Annotated in this window: 28 protein-coding genes; 21 read left to right on the forward strand and 7 right to left on the reverse strand. The window is 59.6% G+C overall.

Annotated elements, in window-relative coordinates; translation table 11 throughout:
- Window positions 1-3: 3 nt before the first annotated feature.
- On the forward strand, window positions 4-1,026 hold the full coding sequence (locus Q1A52_RS12605; protein ID WP_300015767.1) for an adenylate/guanylate cyclase domain-containing protein: 1,023 nt from the start codon (window positions 4-6) through the stop codon (window positions 1,024-1,026).
- Between the two features lie 225 nt (window positions 1,027-1,251).
- Here Q1A52_RS12605 and Q1A52_RS12610 read toward each other — a convergent pair whose 3' ends face one another.
- The gene (locus tag Q1A52_RS12610) at window positions 1,252-2,157 is read right to left on the reverse strand and encodes a LysR family transcriptional regulator (RefSeq protein WP_300015770.1); all 906 of its coding nucleotides are present in this window, start codon (window positions 2,155-2,157) and stop codon (window positions 1,252-1,254) included.
- Between the two features lie 93 nt (window positions 2,158-2,250).
- On the opposite strand from Q1A52_RS12610, the gene Q1A52_RS12615 reads away from it, so the two are divergent.
- Complete coding sequence (locus tag Q1A52_RS12615) at window positions 2,251-3,084, forward strand: alpha/beta hydrolase (RefSeq protein WP_300015774.1); 834 nt, start codon at window positions 2,251-2,253, stop codon at window positions 3,082-3,084.
- Window positions 3,085-3,235: 151 nt separating this feature from the next.
- Here Q1A52_RS12615 and Q1A52_RS12620 read toward each other — a convergent pair whose 3' ends face one another.
- Window positions 3,236-5,008, reverse strand: a complete 1,773-nt coding sequence (locus tag Q1A52_RS12620) for an SLC13 family permease (RefSeq protein ID WP_300015777.1) — start codon at window positions 5,006-5,008, stop codon at window positions 3,236-3,238.
- Between the two features lie 54 nt (window positions 5,009-5,062).
- Between Q1A52_RS12620 and Q1A52_RS12625 the strand changes: the two genes are divergently transcribed.
- The 4 genes from Q1A52_RS12625 (at window position 5,063) to Q1A52_RS12640 (ending at window position 7,134) form a co-directional block, all read left to right on the forward strand.
- On the forward strand, window positions 5,063-5,569 hold the full coding sequence (locus tag Q1A52_RS12625; protein WP_300015780.1) for a hypothetical protein: 507 nt from the start codon (window positions 5,063-5,065) through the stop codon (window positions 5,567-5,569).
- 82 nt (window positions 5,570-5,651) lie between these two features.
- Window positions 5,652-6,056 (forward strand): helix-turn-helix domain-containing protein, encoded by a 405-nt coding sequence (locus Q1A52_RS12630; protein WP_300015783.1) that lies wholly within the window; start codon window positions 5,652-5,654, stop codon window positions 6,054-6,056.
- Window positions 6,053-6,322: a hypothetical protein gene (locus Q1A52_RS12635; protein ID WP_300015786.1), complete on the forward strand. Its 270-nt coding sequence runs from the start codon at window positions 6,053-6,055 to the stop codon at window positions 6,320-6,322. The genes Q1A52_RS12630 and Q1A52_RS12635 overlap by 4 nt, the downstream gene beginning before the upstream one ends.
- Before the next feature lie 71 nt (window positions 6,323-6,393).
- Window positions 6,394-7,134 (forward strand): YebC/PmpR family DNA-binding transcriptional regulator, encoded by a 741-nt coding sequence (locus tag Q1A52_RS12640; protein WP_299782187.1) that lies wholly within the window; start codon window positions 6,394-6,396, stop codon window positions 7,132-7,134.
- A gap of 75 nt (window positions 7,135-7,209) precedes the next feature.
- On the opposite strand, the gene Q1A52_RS12645 is transcribed toward Q1A52_RS12640, so the two are convergent.
- The gene (locus Q1A52_RS12645; RefSeq protein ID WP_300015789.1) at window positions 7,210-7,479 is read right to left on the reverse strand and encodes a hypothetical protein; all 270 of its coding nucleotides are present in this window, start codon (window positions 7,477-7,479) and stop codon (window positions 7,210-7,212) included.
- Between the two features lie 90 nt (window positions 7,480-7,569).
- Window positions 7,570-8,472, reverse strand: coding sequence for a LysR family transcriptional regulator ArgP (locus Q1A52_RS12650; protein ID WP_300015792.1), 903 nt, complete (start codon window positions 8,470-8,472; stop codon window positions 7,570-7,572).
- A gap of 89 nt (window positions 8,473-8,561) precedes the next feature.
- Here Q1A52_RS12650 and Q1A52_RS12655 point away from each other — a divergent pair, with 89 nt between their 5' ends.
- The 8 genes from Q1A52_RS12655 (at window position 8,562) to Q1A52_RS12690 (ending at window position 16,411) form a co-directional block, all read left to right on the forward strand.
- Window positions 8,562-9,161 carry a LysE/ArgO family amino acid transporter gene (locus Q1A52_RS12655; protein ID WP_299826673.1) on the forward strand — a complete coding sequence of 200 codons (600 nt, stop codon included), beginning with the start codon at window positions 8,562-8,564 and terminating at the stop codon, window positions 9,159-9,161.
- A gap of 39 nt (window positions 9,162-9,200) precedes the next feature.
- On the forward strand, window positions 9,201-10,106 hold the full coding sequence (locus Q1A52_RS12660; RefSeq protein WP_300015795.1) for a DMT family transporter: 906 nt from the start codon (window positions 9,201-9,203) through the stop codon (window positions 10,104-10,106).
- Between the two features lie 78 nt (window positions 10,107-10,184).
- On the forward strand, window positions 10,185-10,757 hold the full coding sequence (gene betI, locus Q1A52_RS12665) for a transcriptional regulator BetI (RefSeq protein ID WP_300015798.1): 573 nt from the start codon (window positions 10,185-10,187) through the stop codon (window positions 10,755-10,757).
- Window positions 10,757-12,265 (forward strand): choline-sulfatase, encoded by a 1,509-nt coding sequence (betC, locus tag Q1A52_RS12670; RefSeq protein ID WP_300015801.1) that lies wholly within the window; start codon window positions 10,757-10,759, stop codon window positions 12,263-12,265. Before betI ends, betC begins: the two co-directional genes overlap by 1 nt.
- A 40-nt stretch (window positions 12,266-12,305) precedes the next feature.
- Window positions 12,306-13,763, forward strand: coding sequence for a betaine-aldehyde dehydrogenase (gene betB / locus Q1A52_RS12675; protein WP_300015804.1), 1,458 nt, complete (start codon window positions 12,306-12,308; stop codon window positions 13,761-13,763).
- Entirely contained in the window at window positions 13,763-14,008 is a 246-nt protein-coding gene (locus tag Q1A52_RS12680) for a DUF6552 family protein (protein WP_300015807.1), read from the forward strand. The genes betB and Q1A52_RS12680 overlap by 1 nt, the downstream gene beginning before the upstream one ends.
- A 13-nt stretch (window positions 14,009-14,021) precedes the next feature.
- Complete coding sequence (betA, locus tag Q1A52_RS12685) at window positions 14,022-15,680, forward strand: choline dehydrogenase (protein WP_300015810.1); 1,659 nt, start codon at window positions 14,022-14,024, stop codon at window positions 15,678-15,680.
- 77 nt (window positions 15,681-15,757) lie between these two features.
- Window positions 15,758-16,411, forward strand: coding sequence for a thermonuclease family protein (locus tag Q1A52_RS12690; protein ID WP_367278034.1), 654 nt, complete (start codon window positions 15,758-15,760; stop codon window positions 16,409-16,411).
- Between the two features lie 49 nt (window positions 16,412-16,460).
- Here Q1A52_RS12690 and Q1A52_RS12695 read toward each other — a convergent pair whose 3' ends face one another.
- Complete coding sequence (locus Q1A52_RS12695) at window positions 16,461-17,861, reverse strand: short-chain fatty acyl-CoA regulator family protein (RefSeq protein WP_300015813.1); 1,401 nt, start codon at window positions 17,859-17,861, stop codon at window positions 16,461-16,463.
- A 268-nt stretch (window positions 17,862-18,129) separates the two neighbouring features.
- Complete coding sequence (locus Q1A52_RS12700; RefSeq protein ID WP_300015816.1) at window positions 18,130-19,359, reverse strand: multidrug effflux MFS transporter; 1,230 nt, start codon at window positions 19,357-19,359, stop codon at window positions 18,130-18,132.
- A gap of 180 nt (window positions 19,360-19,539) precedes the next feature.
- Here Q1A52_RS12700 and Q1A52_RS12705 point away from each other — a divergent pair, with 180 nt between their 5' ends.
- The 7 genes from Q1A52_RS12705 to Q1A52_RS12735 all read left to right on the forward strand — a co-directional run bounded on the left by Q1A52_RS12705 (window position 19,540) and on the right by Q1A52_RS12735 (window position 25,621).
- Window positions 19,540-21,072 (forward strand): acyl-CoA carboxylase subunit beta, encoded by a 1,533-nt coding sequence (locus Q1A52_RS12705; RefSeq protein ID WP_300015819.1) that lies wholly within the window; start codon window positions 19,540-19,542, stop codon window positions 21,070-21,072.
- A gap of 76 nt (window positions 21,073-21,148) precedes the next feature.
- Window positions 21,149-21,814 carry a cupin domain-containing protein gene (locus Q1A52_RS12710; protein WP_300015822.1) on the forward strand — a complete coding sequence of 222 codons (666 nt, stop codon included), beginning with the start codon at window positions 21,149-21,151 and terminating at the stop codon, window positions 21,812-21,814.
- Window positions 21,811-22,191 (forward strand): DUF6497 family protein, encoded by a 381-nt coding sequence (locus Q1A52_RS12715; protein WP_300015825.1) that lies wholly within the window; start codon window positions 21,811-21,813, stop codon window positions 22,189-22,191. Before Q1A52_RS12710 ends, Q1A52_RS12715 begins: the two co-directional genes overlap by 4 nt.
- Window positions 22,192-22,405: 214 nt before the next feature.
- On the forward strand, window positions 22,406-22,546 hold the full coding sequence (locus Q1A52_RS12720; protein ID WP_299782220.1) for a hypothetical protein: 141 nt from the start codon (window positions 22,406-22,408) through the stop codon (window positions 22,544-22,546).
- Between the two features lie 66 nt (window positions 22,547-22,612).
- Complete coding sequence (locus tag Q1A52_RS12725; protein WP_300015828.1) at window positions 22,613-22,969, forward strand: hypothetical protein; 357 nt, start codon at window positions 22,613-22,615, stop codon at window positions 22,967-22,969.
- Between the two features lie 289 nt (window positions 22,970-23,258).
- Window positions 23,259-23,465 (forward strand): hypothetical protein, encoded by a 207-nt coding sequence (locus Q1A52_RS12730; protein ID WP_299782224.1) that lies wholly within the window; start codon window positions 23,259-23,261, stop codon window positions 23,463-23,465.
- Between the two features lie 110 nt (window positions 23,466-23,575).
- On the forward strand, window positions 23,576-25,621 hold the full coding sequence (locus Q1A52_RS12735; RefSeq protein ID WP_300015831.1) for an acetyl/propionyl/methylcrotonyl-CoA carboxylase subunit alpha: 2,046 nt from the start codon (window positions 23,576-23,578) through the stop codon (window positions 25,619-25,621).
- Between the two features lie 34 nt (window positions 25,622-25,655).
- On the opposite strand, the gene Q1A52_RS12740 is transcribed toward Q1A52_RS12735, so the two are convergent.
- Window positions 25,656-26,111 carry a DUF4174 domain-containing protein gene (locus Q1A52_RS12740; protein ID WP_300015834.1) on the reverse strand — a complete coding sequence of 152 codons (456 nt, stop codon included), beginning with the start codon at window positions 26,109-26,111 and terminating at the stop codon, window positions 25,656-25,658.
- Window positions 26,112-26,159: the final 48 nt, after the last annotated feature.

A 26,159-nucleotide genomic window follows, 5' to 3' on the forward strand; every position in this document is an offset into this window, starting at 1 on the left:
GTTATGACTATTGAAGCGATAAACGAGCAACTTCTCCGTGCGATCGGGGTTGGTGTCGCGCTACTGGACCGCCAAACGCTGCAGTTCGGCTTCCGCAACGATACGTTTGAAGAGTGGTTCAGTGACGAAACTCAGCCAGCTCAACTGCAGCAACTGTTCCCGGACCTAGACGTCAGCGCGATGCAGGAAAACCTGACTGGATCCGGACGTTATGCATCCGAAATAAGGTTCAAGAAGAAACGCAGAACGCTGGTGATTGCCCTGGATTTCACCGCCGCGGATGAGGACGTCCTTGTCCTGGTTTGTCAAAACATCACGCGCATTAAAGAACTGGAATCGATGATCGATTCCTATTCGATGATGGTTGAACGCAACACGCGAGAAATCAAACGAGAAAAAGAGCAGGTTGAAAAACTGTTGCTCAATATCATGCCTCGCTCTGTATACGAGGAGTTCAAGACCTTCGGCGTTGTAACGCCGCAGATGTATGACCCGGTGTCCGTCCTGATGCTCGACTTTGTCGGGTTTACAGACATGGTTGCGTCGCAAGACCCCAGCGTGACCGTCACCGAACTGAACGATATCTACAGTGCGTTTGACCGCATTGGCGAACAATTCGGGTGTGAGCGCATCAAGACGATTGGTGATGCCTATATCACTGTTACAGGCCTGCCTGACCCCACCCCGGATCACGCAAAGGCAATCGCCAATACCGCCATCCGGTTTGTGCGGTATTTGACGCGGCGCAATCTGAGCCATCCGCATCAGTGGCAGTGCCGTATTGGCCTGTCCACAGGCTCAGTTGTTGGCTCTGTTGTGGGCATCCAGAAGTATGTCTATGATATTTTCGGTCCTGCCGTGAACCTCGCCTCTCGCCTGCAAGAGTTTTCTGAACCGATGCAAATCACGGTCCAGGACGATGTTGCAACTGTTCTAAAAGACCAGTTTGATCTTGAGAATGTTGGCGCGAGGACCATCCGCGGGTTTAGCAAGCAAGACGTCTGGCGGCTTTCCGACAGCAATTGAAATCAACGGTGAATTTCAGGCTTTAGTCGAGGGACAGACTGAAGTTCCATGTTCGATCCTTTTGATTTTTGCGACAAGGGCCCGATACAGTGCATTTGCTGGTAAATTGGTCAGCCTGATGCATATCTTGGTAGGGTGCCGCAGCCACGCAAAGCTGGAGCTTCGGATTCAGCACGGACATCCGATGGTTTTGGTCGGTCAATGGTATCCAGCGCTTGGCAGGATTTATGTCTGTGGATGATCTTTAATTTCAGTAAGTTGACCCGGCTTCACCTGGCGCAACCATTTCAAAAATGCGCGTTGAGGGGAATGCATCTTGCGATCCGAGGGCCAGACAAGCTGGTAGGCCTGTGTTTTGCAGCTTTGATGTCCAATCCGATGAAGGCGGCCATCGGACAATGCCTCCAAGCAGAGCGGCGTGCGTGCCATGCCGATCCCCAATCCGTTGACGACTGCGGCTTGTACCTGATCGTAAGAACTCAAGCGACGTATCTTCGCATATCCAGGCAAAGGCGACCGGGCTTGAACACTCCATCTTTCCCATTCATCTTCATGTGCCTCATTCAAGATGATTGGAAACCTTCGAAGCGCCTGATCCCATCCAATTTGAACCACTTGAGCGCTCAATTCCTTTGTTGCCACCGGGAATATCTCTTCGAGACAAAACAGTTCCTGATCGTATCCACTCCACTCGGCGTCACTCCTGCGTAGCGCGAGATCGACCCCTTCATTTTTTAGATCACAAACCCGATCGGTGGCGAACACCCGGAGTTCGACAGTTGGATTTGCCTCATAGAATGCAGCCAGGTTCGGCGCGAGCCAAAGCGACGACAAAGTCTGCGGCGCGGAAATCGTGACCATGTTACTTTTACTGTGTTTGACAGCTTGTAGCCCGCGTTCAATTTCTCGCAGACCAACGGAAACTTGTAAGTAGAATGCCCGCCCGACATCCGTAAGCTTTGCCCCGTTCCGGCCCCGCTCCAACAACTGAACGCCCAGCTGCGCTTCCAAGCGCGCAATCTGATGACTGACAGCTGACTCGCTCACGCCGATTTCTTCAGCCGCGATCCGAAACTGACCCGCGTCGGCAACCATCACAAAAGCACGCAGGTTTTGGATGGGCGGATACATGACAAATCCTCTTCTAAAGATGACAACACTTCGTTCGACATAAAAGCAAACAGGGTTCACCTATGCAAAAAATAGCCATGATGAGAAAGTAATATGACGGAATTTGACCTAAAGCAGAGCTTTGAATCGAGCTGTGGAAAGATCGCTCATGATGTATTCGGCGAGGGTCCAGATGTGGTTCTGGTTCATGGCACCCCCGTGAGCTCGGTGATCTGGCACGGAGTGCTCAAGCGCTTGCAACATCGCTATCGGTTTCATGTACTTGATTTGCCCGGATATGGTTCTTCGGCCAAGTTTGAAGACCAAGAAGTTCGGCTGAGGTCGTTCGCGCGCGTGTTGGCCGAATGGCTCGCCTCCAAGGAGCTATCGCGCCCCGCTCTGGTTGGTCACGATTTTGGTGGTGCGACTGTGATGGGCGCGTACCTGATCGAGAAGGCGGACGTGGCAGCTATTTGCGTCAGCGATGGCGTTGTGTTGTCTCCCTGGGGCACAGCATTTTCGCGACATGTGAAAGAGAACGAGGAGGTCTTCGCCAACGTGCCGGAGTACATCCACCACGCGGTTCTGGAGGCACATCTGAAAACGGCGATGTCGCGCACTCTGGATCAAGCGGTTCTGGATAGGTTGACTGCACCCTGGCTGAGCGAAAGCGGTCAGCGCGCATACTATCGGCAGGTTGGTCAATACGATTATGAATACACTGAACAGCTCGAACAATTGTATCCGACTACCTCAGTTCCGACTACAGTCTTCTGGGGTGAAGAAGATCGCTGGGTCGACAAGTCGGAAGGGGAACGGTTTTCGCAAATGTTGCCCGATGCAACCCTAAGAATCTTGCCGGATGCCGGCCACTTTGTGATGCTCGATGCCCCGGGCCTCTTCTCAAGATATCTGGATGAATGGTTGAGTGCATTCTTTCATGTGTAGTCGACCTCGCCTTCCTTGTGGCACGTATCGTTTCTCACCTTGGGGAGGTCTGGGTGGTACCCTGTTTTAATATCCGCGTCCTTGTTTCATGGGTCAATTAATTCAATAGAACCAATGTGTTTTGTGCGGTTTGCGGCTGTGACAAGCCTTGCTACAAGGGCCATACGATAAGGATCATGGGTATACTCACAGCCACGATGAGCACCTCCAAGGGCAGCCCCATACGCCAGTAGTCGCCGAAAGAATATCCACCCGCAGATAGAATTAACGTGTTGTTCTTGTGCCCGATGGGCGTAAGAAACGCGGATGAGGCCGCCACAGCTACGGCCATCAGGAACGGATCGGGCGAGACATTCAGGCTCTGGGCCATCTGTATGCCGACGGGCGCGGCCACGATGGTCGTTGCGGTGTTGTTAAGCACGTCCGACAGGGTCATGGTCACGATCATCAATACGGTGAGGACAGCCCAAGCGGGCAGGGCACCAGTCCAGGAAACAAGCGCGCCTGCAATCAATTCGGTGCCGCCGGAGCTTTCCAGCGCCGCGCCCAGGGGGATCATCGACCCCAGGAGCACCACCACGGGCCAGTTGATATGATCGTATAGCTCACTGAGCGGGACGATGCGGGTCAGGACATAGGCAACGACCACCAGCCCCAGCGCGATAGGCAGATAAAGCAGCCCGACGCTGGCTGCGGCCACGGCGCCTGCAAAGAGGCCGATCGCCAGCCAGACCTTGCGGTTTTCGGTCACGGCCAATCCGCGGTCGGCCAGCGGTAGGCACCCCAGCCAGTCGGTGACGTCCGGCCCGGTGTCGCGGGGCACCAGCAGCAGCAGAATATCACCGGTCTTCATAACCGTCTTGCGCAGATGTTTGGTGATCCGCGTGCCTTGCCGCGAGATGCCCAAGAGCACCGTGCGCTGTCGCCATGCGAGACCGATGGATTGCGCCGTCTTGCCGTGGATGCGCGCGGCTTCCGGCACCACGACCTCGATGATCTCGACGCCTTCGCCATCGGCGCGCAGGGCCTCTTCGCGCTTGGCATCGGCCACGGCCAGGTCAAGGCTGGTGCGGAACTCGTCCAAGGCATCGGGTGTTGCTTCCAGAACCAGTGCGTCACCCGCCTGCAGCAGCGCATTCCGGGCCTGACCATAGCGGCGCTTGCCGTCGCGGATGAGACCGAGGATGGCCACATCCGCCTTGTCCGCCGCGTCATCCAGTTCCGCCAGACGTTTGCCAAGGTGCTTGCTGCCCTCGGGCACGGTCAGTTCGGCAATGTATTGCGACAGGTCCGCTTCCGGCGTTGTTTGCGTTGTGTCTTGTGGAATGAGCCGCCAGCCGATCAAGGCCACGAAAATCAGGCCCGCAATCGCTGCGGCCCCGCCGACGGGGGCAAAGTCGAACATTGCAAAAGGCGCCCCCAGAGACTCCTCGCGGATCGACGCAATGATGATATTGGGCGGCGTGCCGATCAAGGTGGCCATCCCCCCAAGGATCGTGGCAAAGCTGAGCGGCATCAGGCTGAGCCCCGGCGCGCGGCCCGCCTTGCGGGCGGTTTGAATGTCCACCGGCATGAGCAAGGCAAGCGCCGCGACGTTGTTCATGAAGGCGGAAAGCACCCCGCCAATCGCGCCCATGAGCGCGATATGGGCGCCCAGAGAGCGCGTCGCATCCACGAGCGTGCGGGTGATGAGGAACACAGCCCCCGACCGCACCAGCCCGGCAGAGACCACAAGAACAAGGGCCACCACCAGCGTGGCGGGATGCCCAAAGCCGGAAAACGCATCCCCGGTCGGGACCACGCCCAGAACCACACCGACCATCAGGGCGGTAAAGGCCACGATATCGTACCGAAAGCGCCCCCAGAGCAGCAGCGCAAAGACAGCCCCAAAGAGCGTGAAAAGGATAATCTGATCTGTTGTCACGGGGGTCTGCTCCACGCTCTTGATTTTGCGAGTTGTTTTACCTCAACTGCGGTTATGTCTGATTTGAACTTTTTAATCACCAACGGATTTCTGGCGGCACTCGACAATGCGGGCAAACTGGCACCAAGGGCGGCGGCCAGGGCCAAGGTCCGTATTTTCAAACTCAGGAAGTATCTGGATGGGGTCGAATATAGCTGGCGCAACCCTGACCATTTGCGCTGGAGCCATATAGATCAGGCGCAGCATGTCAAGAACAGCTATCCGCCCCCAGAATTCGGAGCATTCCTCTGCGAGATCGAAAAACCGCTTCTTTTTCAGAATATTGCGGGGCTGAACGATCCGGACCCCGAAGGATACTTCGCACGGTTCCGGTCCCGCAGGTTCGAGCTGGCCTGCGTGGTTGTCTATACTGAAGAGCCCGACCGGCGCCTGGCTTTCCCGGTGGTCGGGACTCTGGCCGAGTGCAACAGACACCTGACTGCCCTGCGCGACAAAAAACTTGCGAAAAAGCTCATTGCAGACGTGCGGGCCTTGCCGAAGCCTTCGACCACCGCGCGGTGAAACCTTGACAGACGGGGTGCTATTGCCTAAGTGTTGCTTTGTAAGACAACAGTTTTCGACCGCTACAAACGGATGATGATCCATGACTGATGTACAGATCAACGCAGGGGCCGAGGCCAAAGCACCCAAACGGGCGGGCGCCCGGTCGGCTGCACGCACCTCGAATAAATCGGCACCACCGGTTGCTGCTCTGGACGAGGTGGCCTTTGATGCCGCCTTCGACGCGCTTGACCCGGCAGAGAAACATGCCGTGTTCCGCGATGTCGGCGAGGAATTGGCCCGCACGCTGGGCGCGCAGGTGATTGCCCAGATGCTGAACGGATCCGACCTCAGCATGCGCGAGATCGGCGCCCAATCCGGGTTTGACCATACCGCGTTATCGCGGATTGCCCGTGGTGCCTCCAAGACCGGACCAACCTTGTGGAAGGTCTTTGCCCTGGCCGAGGCGCTGGGCTACCGGATTGAGCTGAACGCCGTCAAAAAGTGACAAAGGCTGGTCTTGTTTCCGACGCGCTGATCCTGGCCCCGGCGATCTGGGCCTGTTCTTTCCTGTTGCGGTCGCGCTGGTACGAACGCAAGGCCGACCGGCTTTTGGCGCGCAACGCTGATGAACACACTGTGCAGCTCAAACGGGAAGAGGCGCGATATTATCAGGATTTCGCGCGCGTCATGCCCAACTACATGCTGGCGGCGCTGACGCTTGGTCTGGCCATACGCGCCTTCCTGATCCTCCAGGCAATGATGACGGGGTAGGCTGAGGGGTTGAGCGTCCCGCGCGTCACGGATACACATCGCCAAACTCAAGGAATGAATGGAGGGTGCCAATGGCCGGACACTCAAAATGGGCAAACATTCAGCACCGCAAGGGGCGTCAGGACGCCGTGCGGGCCAAGCTGTTTTCGAAGTTCAGCAAAGAGATCACTGTCGCTGCCAAGATGGGCGACCCTGATCCGGATAAAAACCCGCGCCTGCGCCTGGCCGTCAAGGAAGCCAAGGCGCAATCCATGCCCAAGGACAACATCGACCGCGCGATCAAGAAATCGCAGGCGGGCGAGGGGGATGATTACGAAGAAATCCGCTACGAAGGCTACGGCCCCAACGGTGTCGCGGTGATCGTCGAGGCGATGACCGACAACCGCAACCGAACGGCGTCAACCGTGCGCTCCACCTTCACCAAGAACGGCGGCAACCTTGGCGAGACCGGTTCTGTTGGCTTCATGTTCGATCGCAAGGGCGAGGTGACGTACCCGGTTGATGCTGGGGATGCGGACACCGTCATGATGGCCGCGATCGAGGCGGGCGCCGAGGATGTCGAGAGCTCGGAGGACGGGCACGTGATCTGGTGCGCGGACACCGATCTCAATGATGTGGCCACGGCGCTGGAGAAGGAATTGGGCGAGTCCGAGAGCACCAAGCTGGTGTGGCGGCCAACGACGACCACCGAGATGGACCTCGACAGCATGCAGAAACTGATGCGGCTCATCGAGGCGCTTGAAGATGACGACGACGTGCAGCGCGTCACCACGAATTTTGAGGCCAGCGATGACGTGATGGAACAGCTCTGAGCCTTTGTCACCTGCTACAAAATCAAAAGCCGCCCCGGGGTCATGGGCGGCTTTTGACGTCAGATCAACACCGGATCAGCGCGGTTGATTGCAATCCGTGCAAAAGAGGGACCGCGCAAATTGTCCCCAGCCAAGACGCTGCACGTCGGGTTGGCCCGCCGAACGGCGCGACGTGCTTCGGTTGATCCGTTTCATGAGATGTTTGAGATCGGTCAGTCGCTTGCGGGCACCGCTGCCGCCAGCTTCGCTTTGCACGGACAGGATCTTCTTTTGAGTGTGCAGCGCGGACTCGATCAATTCGATGTCTTTTGCCGTAAGATCTAGGTTGTGTAAATTGTCCAGCATCTGAGCGCATCCTTGTTACATCCCTATCATATGGGGAACATAGAGAGATACGCCAATCATCCCGGATAAGATTTCTGTGATTTTATTTTTTCACATCACACCTGCGTGAGGAACGTTAACAAGATGTGATCTTGCGGCGGCTTTGATCCCCCGGCTGAGCGGGGTCAAAGCGTCGCTCATCAGGCGGCTGGTTTGCCAGTATAGCTTTACATCCAAAGGCTTTTCCGGAACGAGCGCGACGAGGGACCCGCGTTGCAAATGGGTTTTGACAAGGGGCAGGGGATTAAGACCCCACCCCAGCCCGGCCAGTGCCGCATCGACAAAGGCGTGGGTGGACGGCAGCTGATGCGCGGGCGGGGTCAGCCGTTCACCTGTCTGTTGCGTGATCCACCGGTGTTGTAGGGCGTCCTTGACGTTGAAGGTCATGACGGGTGCAGCGGCAAGGCTTGCGGGGGTGACGCCCTCGCTGAACCATATGTCATAAAACGCCGGGCTTGCGGTCGCGATGTAGCGCAGGGCGCCGAGGGGGGTGCAGGTGCATCCCGACACCGCTTGGGCCTGCCCGGTGACCGCAGCACTCACCGCGCCGCGCAACAGCCAATCGGTCGAGGTGTCCTGATCGTCGATCACCAGATCGAAAAGCACGCCGGTTGCGAGCGTCAGCCCGGGCACGAACCATGTCGCAAGGCTGTCGGCGTTGACGGCGACCCGCACCCGCGGGGCCTCCTGTGCCAGATCGGGCGACAGGTCGCGCAACACGTGCGATTCCAGCAGGGCGACATCATCGGCGTGGCGCGCCAGACGGGTGCCTGCGTCGGTGGGCGTGCAAGGCTGGCCCCGATAGATCAGCGCAGCCCCCATCCGCTCCTCCAAAGCCTTGATCCGCTGCGAAATGGCCGAAGGTGTCACACCCAGATGCGCGGCCGCCGCATCGAAGCTGCCGTGGCGGACGATGGCAGCAAGGGCTGCGAGTTGGCTTGGGTCAATGGGCATTAGCTATTCTTAATCAATCTTCATATGTTTAATTTGAGTAATGATGCGAGGGACGCTAGTCAATGCGGCACCTCAAAAGGACTAATCGCGTGCTTGATACTTTCCTCCCCGGCTACCTGTTAAGCCTGTCTCTCATTCTGGCCATTGGTGCACAAAATGCGTTTGTCCTGCGGCAGGGTCTTCGGCGCGAACATGTCTTTTGGGTCTGCCTGACCTGCGGGGTCTCCGATGCTGTTCTGATCGCGGCGGGGGTCGCGGGGTTCGGCGCTCTGGCAGAGCGTATGCCCTGGTTCGAAACCGCGATGCGCTTTGGCGGGGCCGCGTTCCTGCTCTGGTATGGATGGCGCAGCGCGCGGTCCGCCTGGCGAGGCGGGCAGGCGCTGCAGGCGGACGGCGGTGCAAAGCGCGCGTTGCTGCCCACGATCCTGACCGTGCTGGCGCTGACCTGGCTCAACCCGCATGTCTATCTTGATACGGTGGTCCTGCTGGGCTCCATCTCTGCGCAATATGAGAACCGCTTTCTCTTTGGAGCCGGGGCCGTGTCGGCCAGTCTCACCTTCTTCTTTGCGCTTGGGTACGGTGCCCGGCTGCTTGCGCCGCTTTTTGGGCGCCCCACCAGCTGGCGCGTGCTGGACGGCTTGATCGCGCTCACCATGTGGGCCATCGCCGTGGGATTATTGTGGCCATAGCCCCTTGCGGCGCGCGGCAAAACACGCTGTCTATGGCACATGGTCACCCGCACCCCCCATCGCCCGGTTGTCGGTATCTTCTGGATGCTTCTCACGGGGCTGTGTTTCATCGCGGTGACGGCCTTAGTGAAACACATGGGCACCCGCGTGCCACCCGCTGAATCCGCCTTTCTGCGCTACCTGATGGGGCTGATTTTTCTGATCCCCGCCATCGGTGCCTTGCGCGCGGCACATCTGACACCCCGGCAGTGGCGTCTCTTTGGTCTGCGCGGGGCGATGCACGGGATCGGCGTGATCCTGTGGTTCTACGCCATGGCCCGCATTCCAATCGCGGATGTCACTGCGATGAATTATTTGGCACCGATTTACGTTACCATAGGGGCTGCCCTCTTTCTGGGCGAGCGGCTGGCCTTCCGCCGGATCGCGGCCATCCTTGCCGCCCTCATCGGAGCATTCCTGATCCTGCGCCCGGGCTTTCGTGAGATCAGCAGCGGGCATCTGGCCATGCTGGCCACCGCCATTGCCTTCGGGGGGTCTTACCTGACGGCCAAGGTCATGGCGGATGAGGTCAAACCCGCCGTTGTTGTCGCCATGCTGTCGATTTTCGTGACCATCACCCTGGCGCCTTTTGCCCTGGCGCATTGGGTTACGCCCAGCCTTACCGATCTTGGCGTTCTCTTCCTGGTCGCTTGTTTTGCAACGGCTGGTCACTACACGATGACACTCGCCTTTGCCGCAGCCCCCTTGACCGTCACCCAGCCCGTGACCTTTGCCCAGCTGATCTGGGCCGTGTTGCTGGGCTATCTGGTCTTTGACGAAGCCATTGATATCTGGGTGGTTCTGGGCGGCGTGGTTATTCTGGGCTCGGTGATTTTCATCACCTGGCGAGAGGCCGTTTTGAAGCGGGGCGAGACCACGCCGCCTTTAAACGCGACCAAGGTTTGAACCCACTATTTTTTATTGATTGACTGGTCAATAAAAAACCCGCTACTGCATGCGAAATGCCGCCACAAGGGGAGTCGCATGCCAAAACTGGGAATGGAACCGATCCGCCGCACCGCTTTGGTGGAGGCGACAATCGCTGAACTTGCCTCCAAGGGATCGCTGGACGTGACCGTTGGCCAGATCGCCAAACGTGCAGGCATGTCCACCGCCTTGGCGCACCATTACTTCGGCGGCAAAGACCAGATTTTCCTTGCAGCCATGCGGCAGATCCTGCGCGATTTCGGCGCAGAAGTGCGCCAAGGGCTTGCCAAGGCCGCGACCCCCAAAGCCCGCGCCGTGTCGCTGATCGAGGCCAGCTTTTCGCATACATGTTTCTCGCCCCAGACCGTCAGCGCGTGGATGACCCTTTATGCGCAGGCCCAGACCAACCGTGAGATGTTGCGTCTGCTGCAGCTTTACCAGCGTCGTCTGAAATCGAACCTCAGCCATGCGCTGCGTCCGCTGACTGTGCAGCCCGAAGCGCATGCGGAAACACTCGCCGCCCTGATCGATGGCCTCTACCTACGCGCGGCCCTCTCGCGTTCCCAAAGCCCGGACACCGCGCGCCGCACGGCTTTGGAAACGCTGAACATGTTGCTGGAGGAACGCTGATGTCCCGTCCGAATATCCTGATCCTGATGGTCGATCAGCTCAACGGCACCCTGTTCCCGGATGGCCCCGCCGACTGGCTGCACGCGCCCAACCTGAAAAAACTCGCCGCGCGCTCGACCCGGTTTCGGAATTCCTACACGGCCTCGCCACTTTGCGCACCCGGGCGCGCCGCCTTCATGTCGGGCCAATTGCCCTCGGCCACGGGTGTCTACGACAATGCTGCCGAGTTTCCCTCCTCCGTCCCCACCTACGCGCACCATCTGCGCCGCGCCGGATACCAGACCTGCCTTTCAGGCAAGATGCATTTTGTCGGCCCCGATCAGCTGCACGGCTTCGAGGAGCGCCTGACCACCGACATCTACCCTGCCGATTTTGGCTGGACGCCTGACTACCGCAAACCGGGCGAACGCATCGACTGGTGGTACCACAACATGGGGTCGGTCACCGGTGCAGGCGTCGCCGAGATTTCCAACCAGATGGAATACGACGACGAGGTCGCCTTTAACGCAACCCGCAAGATCTATGATCTGTCGCGGGGTGCCGATGCGCGCCCCTGGTGCCTGACGGTCAGCTTCACGCACCCGCATGACCCCTACGTGGCGCGCAAGAAGTACTGGGACCTCTATGAGGACTGCGACCACCTGCTGCCAGAGGTCCCGGCCTTCGCCTACGAAGGCCAGGACCCGCACAGCAAGCGCATCTTCGATGCCAACGACTGGCGCAGCTTCGACATCACCGAAGAGGATATCCGCCGCTCCCGCCGCGCCTATTTTGCCAACATCAGCTATCTCGACGACAAAATCGGAGAGATCCTGCAAGCGCTGGAAGACACCCGGCAAGAGGCGATCATCCTCTTCGTCTCGGACCATGGCGACATGCTGGGCGAGCGCGGTCTCTGGTTCAAGATGTCTTTCTTTGAAGGCTCCTCCCGCGTCCCGCTGATGATCTCGGCGCCGCAGATGGCGCCGGGGGTGCAGACCACACCCGTCTCCAACATCGACGTCTGCCCGACGCTCTGCGACCTTGCCGGCGTGTCTATGGAGGAGGTGAAAGACTGGACCACAGGCGTGTCCCTCGTCCCAATGGGCCAGGGCGTGGAGCGCAGCGAACCGGTCGCCATCGAGTACGCCGCCGAAGCCACCTATGCCCCCATGGTCTCGCTGCGCTACGGCAAGTGGAAATACAACCGCTGTGCGCTGGATCCCGATCAGCTCTTCGATCTGGACGCCGATCCGCACGAACTTACCAATCTCGCGGACGTTCCCGCCCATCAGGGCAACCTTAGCCAGCTCAAGGCGAAATCCGAAGCTCGCTGGGATCTCGCAGCTTTCGACGCCGACGTGCGCAAAAGCCAGGCCCGCCGCTGGGTTGTCTACGACGCGCTGCGACAAGGCGGCTATTACCCTTGGGACTACCAGCCCCTGCGCGATGCGTCAGAGCAATACATGCGCAACCACATGGATCTCAACGTGCTGGAAGACGCCAAACGCGCGCCCAAGGGCGACTGATCTTTTCATTGTTCTTCAAATATGCCCGCCGGAGGCGATCATGACCTATCCAACCCAACCCACTGCCAGCCATTTCATCAACGGTGAATACGTCGAAGACATCGCAGGCACGCCCATCGACGTGATCTACCCTGCCACCGGCGAGAAAATCGCAACCGTGCACGCCGCCACACCGGCCCTGATCGAACGCGCCATCGAAAGCGCGCGCGCCGCCCAAGGCGCATGGGCCGCCATGACCGGCACCGAACGAGGCCGCATCCTGCGCCGCGCCGCAGATATCCTGCGGGAGCGCAACCACGACCTGTCCGTGCTGGAAACCTACGATACCGGCAAACCCTATCAGGAAACCAGCGTCGCTGACGCCACCAGCGGCGCGGATGCGCTGGAATACTTCGGCGGTATGGCCGCGACGCTGACCGGCGAGCATATCCAGTTGGGCGAGGATTGGGTCTATACCCGCCGCGAACCTTTGGGTCTCTGTGTCGGCATCGGCGCGTGGAACTACCCCACGCAGATCGCCTGCTGGAAAGGCGCGCCCGCGCTGGCCTGCGGCAACACGATGATCTTCAAACCGTCGGAAACAACTCCGCTCTGCGCCCTGAAAGTGGCAGAAATCCTGCATGAAGCCGGGCTGCCTGCCGGTGTCTATAACGTGCTGCAGGGGCTTGGGGATGTGGGCGGCGCATTGGTCACCGACCCGCGGGTCGACAAGGTTTCGCTGACGGGGTCCGTGCCCACCGGGCGCAAGGTCTACGCCGCTGCCGCGGAAGGGATCAAGCACGTCACCATGGAACTGGGCGGCAAGTCCCCCATCATCGTTTTCGAAGACGCAGATATCGATAACGCTGTCAGCGGCGCGATCCTCGGCAATTTCTATTCCTCTGGTCAGGTGTGCTCGAACGGCACGCGTGTCTTTGTGCACAAGGACATCAAGGAGGCGTTTCTCGACCGGCTGAGCACGCGCCTCAAGGCCGCGGTCATCGGCGATCCGATGCAGCCCGAGACAAGTTTTGGCCCGATGGTGTCTGAGCGACAGATGAACATTGTGCTCGACTACATCGAGAAGGGCAAAGCCGAAGGAGCCCGGCTGGTCTGTGGTGGCACCCGGCTGGACCGCGACGGTTTCTACCTCACCCCAACGGTCTTTGCCGACGTTGCGGATGACATGGTGATCGCGCGCGAAGAAATCTTCGGTCCCGTCATGGCTGTGCTTGATTTCGAGGACGAAGCGGACGTCATGGCCCGTGCCAACGACACCGAATTCGGTCTGGCCGCCGGTGTTTTCACCCGCGACCTGGCGCGTGCCCACCGCGTGGCCGCCGGGTTCGAGGCTGGGACCTGCTACATCAACACCTACAATGACGCGCCAGTCGAGGCGCCTTTCGGGGGCTCCAAAGCCTCCGGTGTCGGGCGCGAAAACTCCAAGGCCGCCATCGCCTATTACAGCCAGCTGAAATCCGTCTACGTCCGTATGGGCGATCTGGAAGCGCCGTTCTGATGACCAGTGCGGTGCAGAAACCGGACGGGTTTCAACCCGTCGATATCGTCAAATGGGTGGCAACGGCCATCCAGTTGGTCGGCTACGGGCTGACGGGTCTGAACGTCGTCCCATGGAACGTCTTTGCCTTTTTCGGCGGCATCGTTCTGTGGTTCGCGGTGGGTGTGATGTGGAAGGACAAGGCGATCATGGTGGTGCATGTCGGGGCATTTGTCTCGCTGCTCATTGGCTATCTGAACGCTTGAATGGACGAATAGAATGCAAGCAGATTTTGTAATTGTGGGCGCGGGCAGCGCGGGCTGTGCCATGGCCTATCGGTTGAGCGAGGCAGGGGCTTCGGTCATTGTGATCGAACACGGGGGCACCGATGTCGGCCCTTTCATCCAGATGCCCGCAGCCCTGTCGTACCCGATGAACATGAAACGCTACGACTGGGGTTTTACCTCCGAGCCGGAGCCGCATTTGAACAACCGTCTTTTGGCCTGTCCCCGTGGCAAGGTGATTGGCGGATCCTCCAGCATCAACGGCATGGTCTACGTGCGTGGCCACGCGATGGATTTTGACCACTGGGCAGAGCAGGGGGCCGACGGCTGGTCCTATGCGGACGTGCTGCCCTATTTCAAACGGATGGAGAACTGGCACGACGGCGGTCATGGCGGCGACCCGACGTGGCGCGGCGCCGACGGCCCGCTGCATGTCAGCCGGGGCCCCCGGCAGAACCCGCTCTACCACGCCTTCGTCGAGGCGGGGCACCAGGCCGGATATCATACCACCGAGGATTACAACGGTCAGAAACAGGAAGGGTTCGGCCCGATGGAGCAGACGGTCTGGCAGGGGCGTCGCTGGTCTGCGGCGAATGCCTACCTGCGCCCGGCGCTCAAACGGGACAACTGCACGCTGATCAACGGGTTGGCGCAACGAGTGGTCGTCGAGGACGGGCGCGCTGTCGGTGTCGAAATCCGTCGTGGTGGCCGTGTCGAGGTGATCCGGGCAAACCGCGAGGTGGTACTGGCGGCCTCCTCGATCAATTCGCCGAAACTGCTGATGCTCTCCGGGATCGGACCGGCCAGCCATCTGGCCGAACACGGGATCGATGTGGTGGCCGACCGGCCGGGTGTCGGGCAGAACCTGCAGGACCATCTGGAACTCTACCTGCAGATGGCGGCGAGCCAGCCGATCACGCTCTACAAACACTGGAACCTTGTGTCCAAGGCGGTGATCGGCGCGCAGTGGCTTTTCACCAAGACAGGGTTCGGCGCCTCCAACCAGTTCGAAAGCACTGGGTTCATCCGCTCGCAACCGGGGGTGCAATACCCGGATATTCAATTCCACTTCCTGCCCATTGCCGTGCGCTATGACGGCAAGGTGGCCGCCGAAGGCCATGGCTTCCAGGCGCATGTGGGACCGATGCGGTCGCCCTCGCGCGGTGCGGTGAGCCTTGCGTCAGCAAATCCAGCGGATGCGCCACGCATTTTCTTTAACTACATGTCCACTGAAGAGGATTGGTCCGACTTCCGGCGCTGTATTCGCCTGACACGCGAGATTTTTGCGCAGGACGCGTTCAAGCCCTTCGTCAAACACGAAATACAGCCCGGCGATGCGGTTCAATCCGATGGCGATCTGGATGCCTTTATCAAGGAGCATGCTGAAAGCGCCTATCACCCTTGTGGCACCTGCCGCATGGGCCGCGCAGATGACCCCCACGCGGTTGTGGATGCAGAGGCGCGTGTCATCGGTGTCGACGGGCTGCGCGTGGCCGACAGCAGTATTTTCCCCCGCATCACCAACGGCAATCTCAACGCGCCCTCGATCATGGTGGGCGAGAAGGCCGCTGACCACCTGCTGGGCCGCGATCCATTGGCGCGGTCCAACGATGAGCCCTGGATCAACCCGGCATGGGCGACGGCGCAGCGTTAACTATCTGGTAACCTTAGTTAATGAATTTCCTTGCCTGCCGGTCGGGGCGTCGTCATACCGCGCGGATGCGTAAGTTGATGATTTTGATGATTGTGTCTGGCCTGTGGTTGCCAGGTGTTGTGCTGGCCGGCAACGCTTTCTCTGGCGCGGTGCGTGTGATCGACGGCGACACGATCAACGTAGGCAGCGTTCGCGTCCGCCTCTACGGCATCGACGCGCCAGAAACCGACCAGACCTGCAAAACGGAGCAGGGTGAGGTTTGGGCCTGCGGCAAATGGGTGACCGATCAGGTGACCACACTGTTCGGCGGGCGGACCGCTCGCTGTGCTGCGGTGACCAAGGACAAATACAATCGGACCGTTGCCCGCTGTACCGTGGCCGATCAGGATATCGGACATGAGCTGGTCAGCGCAGGACTGGCCTTTGCCTATCGAAAATACGCGCAGGACTATGTTTTTGCGGAGAAGGGTGCGGCCATCCGGGATATCGGGCTGCATGCCAGTCGTGTGCAAAACCCATCGCAGTTTCGTCAGACGCGCGCCGTTGGGCGACTCCCGCCTGACCGGACCTGCCCTGTGAAGGGCAATATCTCAAATCAGGGCACCCGAATCTACCATGTGCCCGGTCAGCACTATTACGAACGCACCGGCATCCGGACTGAACGGGGCGAGCGCTGGTTTTGCTCGGCAAGCGATGCGCAACGTGCCGGGTGGCGCGCCGCCAAACGGTAGCGATTCCTCAGCGATCTACGCGCCCGATACTGCGTCAGGAAAGGCCACGTTATTCAACCTGATAGGGCAGCACATCGCGCAGATTGGGATCGACGCGCAGCTTGCGTTCAAGCGGCGGCACCGCGCGTTGATGGCAATTCGTCCGCTCGCAAATCCGGCAGGAAATACCAATAGGCTCGAACGCGCCATCCCGGCTCAGGTCCATCCCGTCTGCATAAACAAGATCGTTGGCGTGCCGCACTTCGCATCCCAGAGCAATGGCATAGCGACGCACCGGCGCGCCGAACCGACCTGCCGGTTTCGACACGTCGCGCGCCAGGTTGATGTAGCGGACGCCATCAGGGGTTTCCGCCAATTGCCGCAGAAACTGGCCGGGCAGTTCAAAGGCGCGGTGCACGTTCCACAGCGGGCAGGCGCCGCCAAACCGGGCAAATTGCAGCCGCGTGGCGGAATGGCGTTTGGTGATCGTGCCCGCCTGATCGACCCGGACAAAGAAAAACGGGATGCCTTTGGCGCCGGGGCGCTGGAGGGTCGAAAGCCGGTGCGCCACCTGCTCGATGGAGGCGCCAAAATGGCCAGCCAGCGCTTCGACATCATGGCGGTAGGTGCGCGCTTCCTGCTGGAACGCGGCATAGGGCATCAGCGCAGCACCCGCGAAGTAATTCGCCAGCCCAATCTTTGCAATCGCGCGGGCTTCGGCGCTGTGGAAGCGCGCCAGATCCAGCGTGGCTTCAAGCAGTGCCTCCTGTTTGATCAGCGCGACCTGCAGCAGCAACTGGAACGTCTGGCTTTCGGGCGGCGCGCGGCGCGATAGCGTCAGTTCGCGGGTGTCGGGATCGAAACTGCGCAGCTTGTCCGTATCTGCAAACTGCACGGAAACCTTTGCATTTCCCAAGGCCGAAACGGCTGCGACCCGGATGTTGCGATGCCCGCCCTCCTTGTTTGCAAAGTGCTCGGCGGCCCGGTCAACTGCATCAATGTAGTTGTCGCAATAGTGAAAGAAGTCGCGCACCTCTTCCCATGGGCTTGGAGTAGATCGTGCATCTTCCCGGCCCAGTGCTTCGTCCAAAGAGGCCAGTCGTTCCTGCATCTGGCGGTAGCTGCGATGCAGTTCGAGAAAGGCGCGCGCAAAGGCGGGGGCATTCGATGCTGCAAGGCGCAGGTCTGCGACCGGGGGCAGGGCGTCCGCAAAAAGTGGATCGGCCATGGCCTCACGCATATCGCTGACCAGCCGTTCACTGTCGCCCGTGCTCAGCTCGGTGACATCCAGCCCGAACTCCTGCGCCAGGGCCAGCACCACCGTGGTGGAGACGGGCCGGTTGTTATTCTCCATCTGGTTCAGATAGGGCAGCGAAACCCCAAGCTTGGCGGCGAAGTCTTTCTGCGTCAGGCCAAGGCGCGTGCGCAATTCGCGCAGCTTGGCACCCGCATAGAGTTTCTGTGTGGCCATCCCCCGCGTCTCTCCCCGTAGTTTGCAAATTTGCAGATTCGTCAAAGCTATCTTTGCAAATCACTGCGGACAAGGTGCGGCAATGTTGGTTAACAAATGGTTTTGCATCCTTGGGGCTTGTGGGTTTTTCTGGGAACGCACCATACCATGTTGGCTGGACGAGCAGAGCCTCCTGATTTTTTACCACACCCGCAACAAGCGCCGCCCTTCTGGGCTGGGAGCGGATAAGTTTGAGGGGTGGGTGCCCCACCAAATCGACAGCGATGTGTCAGGTCAAAGTGTTCTGTAGCGCAATGCGTCTTTCGCGGCGATAGACCATCAGAATTGAAACGACCGCCGCCGTCGATGTGGCCAGCATGATGTAAAGCAGGGGAAAGGCCCCGGTTTCCGGGCTAAGTGACGCCCCGGCCAACACGCTGAGGCCAGCACCGCCGCCGATCATGATGGCGCCACCCAGACCAGACGCAGAACCGGCAAGATGCGGGCGCACGGAAAGCATGCCTGCGGTTGCGTTGGGAATGACCAGCCCGTTGCCCAGCCCCACAAATGTCATCAGACCAAAAAAGCTGAGTGCGCTGCCCTGACCCATCAGAAAAATCAAGAGGGAGAGGAAAACCCCGAAGGCATTTATCAGACTGCCAATCAGGACCAACTTGTTGATGCCGACGCGCTGCGCCAGCATGCCCGTGAACATATTGCCAAAGAAATAGCCCAGGGCGGGTGCGCCAAAATAAATGCCAACCCAGAACGGAGAGAGGCCGAACACGACGGATCCCACGAAGGGACCGCCACCCAGGTAGGCAAAAAAGGCGCCGGAGCAGAAACCCGCAGCCAGCGAGTACCCCCAGAATCGTGGGGAGGTCAGCAAGGCTGGATACTCGCCGAACTGTTGTGTGAGTGTCTTGCCGCTCTTGGTTGCCGTCTCGCCCTGATCCGCCCAAGCGAGCCAAAGGGTCATGGCGCCCATGATGAAGAGCGCCCAGAAATTGGCGCGCCAGCCGAAGAGCTCATCCAACACGCCGCCCAGCATGGGGCTGACCATGGGCACGATCGCCATGCCCATCGTGACATAGCCGATCATCGATGCTGCCTTGTCCTGCTCGAACATGTCGCGGACGGCGGCACGGCTGAGGACCATGGCCACGGCCACCATCGCCTGACAGACGCGGAAGACGAGGAATATCTCGGCGGTGGGTGCGTAGATGCAGCCCAAGGTGGCGATGAGGAAAATACTCAGTCCAAAAAGGATCACCGGTCTGCGGCCGAACTTGTCGGAGATCGGGCCGATCAGGATCTGCAATATCGCGCTGACCCCGAGATACAGGCCGACCGAGAGCTGCATCACACCGTATTCGGTCTGGAAATATGCGGTCATATTCGGCAGGCTTGGCAGGAACATGTTCATGACCATCGCGGACATGCCGGACAGCAGGATCAGCGTCGCGATATGCGGCGGCGTGGTCCGGTCCAGGAAGCGGATGGCAGGCGGATTTTGCATTCGGCAACGCTAGGCCACGTCCGGATTGTTGTCCACGCATAGCTGCTATGCGTCTCGCGCCTGTTTGCTGGTTTGCAATTTGCAAAACATGTAGTGAATAGACTTTGCAAATTAACGAAATATCCCTTCGATCCTCTGCAATCCTTGAGTATGGTGCCGCAAACAACCAATGGGGTCCCCATGAAAGATATTCTGCATCAGCTTGAAGAGCGTCGTGAAACTGCCCGTCTTGGGGGGGGGCAGAGGCGGATCGACGCGCAGCACGGACGTGGCAAGCTGACCTCGCGGGAGCGGGTCGACCTTCTGCTGGATGAAGGCAGCTTTGAAGAGTTCGATATGTTCGTGACCCATCGGTGCACCGATTTCGGCATGGATCAGGAAAAGCCTGCCGGTGATGGGGTTGTCACCGGCTGGGGGACGATCAACGGGCGTTTGGTGTATGTTTTCAGTCAGGACTTTACGGTTCTGGGAGGCTCCGTCTCGGAGACCCATGCCAAGAAGATCTGCAAGATCATGGATATGGCGGTGCAGAACGGCGCGCCGGTCATCGGTATCAACGATTCCGGTGGTGCGCGGATTCAGGAAGGGGTGGATTCCTTGGCGGGCTACGGTGATGTCTTTCAGCGTAACATCATGGCGTCAGGCGTGGTGCCGCAGATCAGCGTGATCATGGGCCCTTGCGCGGGCGGTGCGGTCTATTCGCCCGCCATGACCGACTTCATCTTTATGGTCAAAGACAGCTCTTACATGTTCGTAACCGGCCCGGATGTGGTGAAGACCGTGACAAACGAACAGGTGACAGCCGAAGAGCTGGGTGGCGCGGGCACCCACACCAAAAAGTCATCCGTGGCCGACGCGGCGTTTGAGAATGACGTGGAAGCGCTTGCCGAAGTGCGGCGCCTTGTGGATTTCCTGCCGTCGAACAACCGGGAAAAACCACCGGTGCGCCCGTTCTTCGACGATCCTGATCGGGTTGAGACGTCGCTGGACACGCTTGTACCTGAAAACCCCAACACGCCCTATGACATGAAGGAGCTGATCCTGAAGCTTGGCGACGAGGGGGATTTTTACGAGATTCAGGAAGAGTTCGCCAAGAACATCATCACCGGGTTTATCCGCCTTGAGGGGCGCACCGTGGGCGTTGTGGCGAACCAGCCGATGGTGCTGGCGGGCTGCCTGGACATCGACAGTTCCCGCAAGGCGGCTCGCTTTGTGCGTTTCTGCGATGCGTTCGAGATCCCGTTGCTGACGCTCATTGACGTGCCGGGTTTTCTGCCGGGGACGAGCCAGGAGTATGGCGGTGTGATCAAGCACGGGGCCAAACTGCTCTACGCCTATGGTGAGGCGACGGTGCCGATGGTCACGGTGATCACCCGCAAAGCCTACGGTGGGGCTTATGTGGTGATGTCGTCCAAACATCTGCAGGCGGATTTCAACTATGCCTGGCCCACGGCGGAAATTGCCGTGATGGGGGCCAAGGGGGCGACCGAGATCATCCACCGTAGTGATCTGGGAGACGCGGAGAAAACGGCGAAACACACGGCAGACTATGAGGAGCGCTTTGCCAACCCATTCGTGGCGGCGGAACGCGGTTTCATCGACGAGGTGATCATGCCGCGCACCACCCGCAAACGCATCGCCCGAGCGTTCGCTTCGCTGCGGAACAAGCAGGCGAACATACCGTGGAAAAAGCACGATAATATTCCGCTTTAAGCGAAAGAAGTACTTCGAAATGAGGCGAATAGATCAGGTTGTAGATGCTTTTCGAAAGCTTGGCGGCGCAGGCCGAATGGAAGATGTCTACAAGTACTTTGAAGTAACCGCAGAGGATGAGTTGCCTCGGACATGGCGCGAAGGTGTTCGAGCTAGAATATACGAGCATTCATCTGATGCGCCCGGTGACTTCAGAGAAGACCTTTTCGAAAAGATTGAACATGGATTCTGGAAACTTCGAGGTGCACCCATTGCATCGGGCCTGATCGAAGAGCGAAGAGACTTGTCCGCCGATGAAGTCGTGGACAAGGTGCTTGTTCGAGAACACTGGAGGAGTAAGCCTCAACAATCGCTGTGGAAAAACCAGGCCTTCGTAATCACGCATGCGGATGACGGCAAATTCGAGGGCGCGGGGTTACGACCGTTTTTTGAGTACCGCGATCTGGGGATCAAGGAGGCGACGCAGGGCCAATTCGGTGCGCATGTCATCCGCGCTGTGCCGGGCATGGAAAGCCCCGCAACATGGCATTCGCATGATCTGGCGTTCCAGATGGTCTATGTCACCCGGGGCTGGGTGGTTTTCGAATACGAAGGCACCGGCGAACACATTCTGCGCGCGGGCTCCTGTGTGCTGCAACCGCCGGGGATCAAGCATCGAGAAGTGCGCCATTCGGATGATCTCGAATTGCTGGAGGTGATTTCGCCGGCGGATTTCGACACCCATGACGAGGTTGCGCCGTGAGCCTGATCACCGCCATTGCATTTGCGGCTTCCACGGCCTTACCCGTGCTTGATGTGCCGTCAGGCCAGCCGGTCGAGCTTTACGAGGTGCTGGTTGACAAAGTCGGTGCCGAGACATGGTTGCGCTTCCGTTTTCTGACCCCCGAGATCGCGCGCGATGGTGGCAGCATCACCTTCGCCGAGGCCGAAGCGGATCTGGAGCACCTTTGCGCCGAAGTTGCGCTGCCCTATCTCTCGGAATACGACCTCGCCCCCGAGATCGTGGCGGTCACGTTGCTGGACCGCCCGGTGGAATTTGGGCTCTCTGATCCCGATGCCACGCAGTTCATCGATGTTTTCCGGGTTAGCTCGGGGTCCTGTATCTGGGAGGGGTTCTGATGTGGCCACTAGATGTTGACGTGCAGCCTTGCCTTCGGCGGAAATCTGCGGCTTTGGAGTCACAACGAAGCGGATTGGCGCTGCTCACATTTCTTTTATCACCGGCATTGCCTATGGTGACGCCGAGCGGCCGATTTGGCCGTCTCGTTCCAAGAACGGGCGAGGGCACCCAATATGTGCACCCGTCCGACAGACATTGTGACAGGAGATACAGATGTCGAAGAGCATCAAACTGCTGGCGACTTTGGGCTTCATCGCCCTCGTGGCCGCATGCGCGAGAGAGCAGGAAGAATTCGTTGTGGTCGACCCTGAGCCGATCTCGACCGAGCCGACGTACACCGGCAAATACAAGTAACAGAACGGCGGGGCGGACCTTAGGGCCCGCCCTGACCGGCGCACCTCTGCTGCGGGGAGGAGCGTCATGCTGAAACACCGCGGATTTCCCGGTCGGTTGCCGGGCACGGATTTTCATTTCACCCTCAGACGATTCAATCCGCGCGGTGTCACACCGCTCACGGAGCGCGCGCGTTTCAAGGACCGCAAGCCTGCTGACCGGCGCGCAGACGCGGCCTTCTTCCAGGCACTCTGGGATCACTTTGGCACCGAGCCGTTTGCGCGGGGCAACCTCGATGCGGGCCGGTTGTCCTGGCTCTTTGGCCGAGAGGTGGTTCCTGCCACTGATGACTTTGACCCGGCAGACTACGAAGCGATGCTGGTCATCGATGAACGGGTTGCGCGCCAGTCGTTTCCCGAGGCTTTCGAAGGGGGATCGGCGTGATTTCGCCAGTGTCGATACCAAAACGGCGAGTCATGGCCCATTTGCTGCCGGTTGCTCCGAAAACGGTAGAATATTCAACCAGTGCGAGTATTGTGATTGTTGCAGCCGCGCGCGAATATCCCCGCACCGTGTCTGTGTACACTATTCGTACCCCTTCCCCTGGCGGGCAGTTCAGCGCGGTTGCGCCCGGACTGCCCGCCTTTTTCTTGGGCTGGTCCAAGGCGTTGGAACAAAGAGGTGCGTTCGGTGTTGACCGGACGGCAGCAGCGAAAACAAAAGGATATCGATTATGCCAGTCAGAAAAGTCATGCTTACGCTCGCGGCCTGTGCGGGTCTTGCGGCCTGCGGCGACACGCTTGGTGAACAAGCGGTCGGTGGCGCGGCCATCGGTGCCGGCACAGCCGTGGTCACGGGCAACAGTGCCCTGCAGGGTGCCGCCATCGGTGCGGCAGGCAACGTGGCCTACTGCCAACTCAACCCAAGCAGGTGTAACTGACCTAAGGTCAGGCACCCTCTATCCTGAATTCAACGCCGCGCGTGCAACCCACGTGCGGCGTTTTGCGTGGATTGCCCCTTCAATATTCTGCACTGCCAAAAGGACCCCTCATGTTCACTAAGATCCTGATCGCCAACCGCGGCGAAATTGCCTGCCGCGTCATCAAATCTGCCCGCAAGATGGGGATCAGAACCGTCGCGATCTATTCCGATGCGGACAAGCAGGCGTTACATGTGCAGATGGCGGATGAGGCGGTGCACATCGGGCCACCCCCCGCGAACCAGTCTTATATCGTGATCGACAAGGTGATGGAGGCGATCAATTCTTCCGGGGCCGAAGCCGTGCACCCCGGATATGGGTTCCTGTCGGAAAACGCCAAGTTCGCCGAAGCTCTGGCGGAGGCCGGTGTCGCCTTTGTCGGCCCGCCCAAGGGGGCCATCGAGAAGATGGGAGACAAGATCACCTCCAAGAAGATTGCGCAGGAGGCTGGGGTCAGCACCGTGCCGGGCTACATGGGCCTGATCGAAGACGCGGATGAGGCCGTGAAAATTTCAGGTGAAATCGGGTATCCGGTGATGCTCAAGGCCTCTGCGGGTGGTGGCGGCAAGGGGATGCGCATCGCCTGGAATGATGAAGAAGCGCGCGAGGGCTTCCAGTCATCGAAGAACGAGGCGGCGAATTCCTTTGGGGATGACCGGATTTTCATCGAGAAGTTCGTGACCCAGCCGCGCCATATCGAGATTCAGGTGCTCTGTGATGCGCACGGCAACGGCATCTACCTGGGAGAGCGCGAGTGTTCGATCCAGCGCCGTAACCAGAAGGTTGTCGAAGAGGCCCCGAGCCCATTTCTGGATGAAGCCACGCGCAAGGCGATGGGGGAGCAGGCGGTCGCCTTGGCACAGGCGGTGGGATACACCAGTGCAGGCACGGTTGAGTTCATCGTCGACGGTGACAAGAACTTCTACTTCCTCGAAATGAATACCCGTCTGCAGGTGGAGCATCCGGTGACCGAGCTGATCACCGGCGTCGATCTGGTGGAGCAGATGATCCGCATCGCCAATGGCGAGGCGCTGACCATTTCGCAATCGGATGTCACGCTGACCGGATGGGCCATCGAGAACCGGCTTTATGCGGAGGACCCGTATCGCGGGTTCCTGCCGTCGATTGGCCGTCTGACGCGCTACCGTCCACCCGCCGAGGTGGCCGCTGGCCCCTTGCTCGACAATGACAAATGGCACGGCGATGCCGAGAGTGGTCCGGCCGCGGTGCGCAATGACACCGGCGTCTATGAGGGCGGCGAGATCAGCATGTATTATGACCCGATGATTGCGAAGCTCTGCACCTGGGCGCCGACACGGGCGGAGGCCGTTGAGGCGATGCGGGTTGCTTTGGACAGTTTCGAGGTGGAAGGGATCGGGCACAATCTGCCGTTCCTGTCTGCGGTCATGGACCACCCGAAATTTATCTCCGGTGACATGACCACGGCCTTCATCGCCGAGGAGTATCCCGACGGTTTCGACGGGGTTGAATTGCCGGAAAGCGAATTGCTCCGCATTGCGGCGGCCTGTGCGGCCATGCACCGGGTGGCAGAAATCCGGCGCGCGCGTGTCTCCGGTCGGATGGACAACCACGAACGTAAGGTCGGATCGGAATGGAACGTGCGGCTGCAGGGCCAATCCTATGGCGTTACCGTCGCGGCGGATCAGGACGGATCGACGGTGACCTTCGAGGATGGCGCAGAATTGCGGGTGTCCGGTGCCTGGACGCCCGGGGACCAACTGGCGGAAATGACCGTGGCCGACGCACCCCTGGTGTTGAAGGTTGGCAAGGTCAGTGGTGGCTTCCGCATACGGACCCGTGGGGCGGATCTCAAGGTACATGTGCGCACGCCGCGTCAGGCGGAACTGGCGCGCAAGATGCCTGAGAAACTGCCACCTGATACGTCCAAGATGCTGCTTTGCCCGATGCCCGGCCTGGTGGTGAAGATGAATGTCGCCGTGGGCGACGAGGTGCAGGACGGTCAGGCGCTCTGCACCATCGAAGCGATGAAGATGGAAAACATCCTGCGGGCTGAGCGCAAGGGCGTGGTGTCGAAAATCAATGCGTCTGCTGGGGACAGCCTGGCCGTGGACGACGTGATCATGGAGTTCGAATAGGCGCTATGCCCCGCCCCCTCCGTCATACGCGAGCCTATCGCTCAATCGCGCGGTCCTTCTGCTCGCGGATTTCGCGCTGGCGCATGGGCATCTTGTCGATGCTGCGGCTGATTTCGCGCACGTCCCAGGGGAATGGTTTGCGCAGTTTCACGCCGCCGTCCTTGCCGATGATCACCAGCATGAACCCGCGCGGGCGGAGTTTCCTGCGCAGGTCCGACTGCGCATCGGGGTCGGTATCGGTGATCACAACCACGTCGCGCTCTGCCAATTCGCCCGGACGTTGCTGCAACAGGCGCATCTGCTCGGCGAAGGCAGGGTTGTCTTCACTGTCGGCAAAAACGACGATGGGGCGATTTTTCCACTTAAATTGGTTCAAATCGACCTCTTCCATGGTCACGAACAGCTTCGCCTCAGGCTCTGCCTCCGCAGTTTGCGCGGCGGTGCCATTGGCAAAAAGGCAAGCGAGAACAAGGGGTAATATCGGTTTCATCGTGTCTCCTGTCTCGTCCAATATAGGCTGCTCATCCAGATATGCGAT

The organism is uncultured Roseobacter sp. (assembly GCF_947488185.1).
In the GTDB taxonomy this organism is placed as follows: domain Bacteria; phylum Pseudomonadota; class Alphaproteobacteria; order Rhodobacterales; family Rhodobacteraceae; genus Roseobacter.

Coding starts and splice junctions, on each gene's coding strand:
- Q1A52_RS12605 (WP_300015767.1), top strand. CDS start 4: ATGACTATTGAAGCGATAAACGAGCAACTTCTCCGTGCGATCGGGGTT.
- Q1A52_RS12610 (WP_300015770.1), bottom strand. CDS start 2,157: ATGTATCCGCCCATCCAAAACCTGCGTGCTTTTGTGATGGTTGCCGAC.
- Q1A52_RS12615 (WP_300015774.1), top strand. CDS start 2,251: ATGACGGAATTTGACCTAAAGCAGAGCTTTGAATCGAGCTGTGGAAAG.
- Q1A52_RS12625 (WP_300015780.1), top strand. CDS start 5,063: ATGTCTGATTTGAACTTTTTAATCACCAACGGATTTCTGGCGGCACTC.
- Q1A52_RS12630 (WP_300015783.1), top strand. CDS start 5,652: ATGACTGATGTACAGATCAACGCAGGGGCCGAGGCCAAAGCACCCAAA.
- Q1A52_RS12640 (WP_299782187.1), top strand. CDS start 6,394: ATGGCCGGACACTCAAAATGGGCAAACATTCAGCACCGCAAGGGGCGT.
- Q1A52_RS12645 (WP_300015789.1), bottom strand. CDS start 7,479: ATGCTGGACAATTTACACAACCTAGATCTTACGGCAAAAGACATCGAA.
- Q1A52_RS12650 (WP_300015792.1), bottom strand. CDS start 8,472: ATGCCCATTGACCCAAGCCAACTCGCAGCCCTTGCTGCCATCGTCCGC.
- Q1A52_RS12660 (WP_300015795.1), top strand. CDS start 9,201: ATGGTCACCCGCACCCCCCATCGCCCGGTTGTCGGTATCTTCTGGATG.
- betI (WP_300015798.1), top strand. CDS start 10,185: ATGCCAAAACTGGGAATGGAACCGATCCGCCGCACCGCTTTGGTGGAG.
- betC (WP_300015801.1), top strand. CDS start 10,757: ATGTCCCGTCCGAATATCCTGATCCTGATGGTCGATCAGCTCAACGGC.
- betB (WP_300015804.1), top strand. CDS start 12,306: ATGACCTATCCAACCCAACCCACTGCCAGCCATTTCATCAACGGTGAA.
- Q1A52_RS12680 (WP_300015807.1), top strand. CDS start 13,763: ATGACCAGTGCGGTGCAGAAACCGGACGGGTTTCAACCCGTCGATATC.
- betA (WP_300015810.1), top strand. CDS start 14,022: ATGCAAGCAGATTTTGTAATTGTGGGCGCGGGCAGCGCGGGCTGTGCC.
- Q1A52_RS12690 (WP_367278034.1), top strand. CDS start 15,758: ATGATTTTGATGATTGTGTCTGGCCTGTGGTTGCCAGGTGTTGTGCTG.
- Q1A52_RS12695 (WP_300015813.1), bottom strand. CDS start 17,861: ATGGCCACACAGAAACTCTATGCGGGTGCCAAGCTGCGCGAATTGCGC.
- Q1A52_RS12700 (WP_300015816.1), bottom strand. CDS start 19,359: ATGCAAAATCCGCCTGCCATCCGCTTCCTGGACCGGACCACGCCGCCG.
- Q1A52_RS12705 (WP_300015819.1), top strand. CDS start 19,540: ATGAAAGATATTCTGCATCAGCTTGAAGAGCGTCGTGAAACTGCCCGT.
- Q1A52_RS12710 (WP_300015822.1), top strand. CDS start 21,149: ATGGAAGATGTCTACAAGTACTTTGAAGTAACCGCAGAGGATGAGTTG.
- Q1A52_RS12720 (WP_299782220.1), top strand. CDS start 22,406: ATGTCGAAGAGCATCAAACTGCTGGCGACTTTGGGCTTCATCGCCCTC.
- Q1A52_RS12725 (WP_300015828.1), top strand. CDS start 22,613: ATGCTGAAACACCGCGGATTTCCCGGTCGGTTGCCGGGCACGGATTTT.
- Q1A52_RS12730 (WP_299782224.1), top strand. CDS start 23,259: ATGCCAGTCAGAAAAGTCATGCTTACGCTCGCGGCCTGTGCGGGTCTT.
- Q1A52_RS12735 (WP_300015831.1), top strand. CDS start 23,576: ATGTTCACTAAGATCCTGATCGCCAACCGCGGCGAAATTGCCTGCCGC.
- Q1A52_RS12740 (WP_300015834.1), bottom strand. CDS start 26,111: ATGAAACCGATATTACCCCTTGTTCTCGCTTGCCTTTTTGCCAATGGC.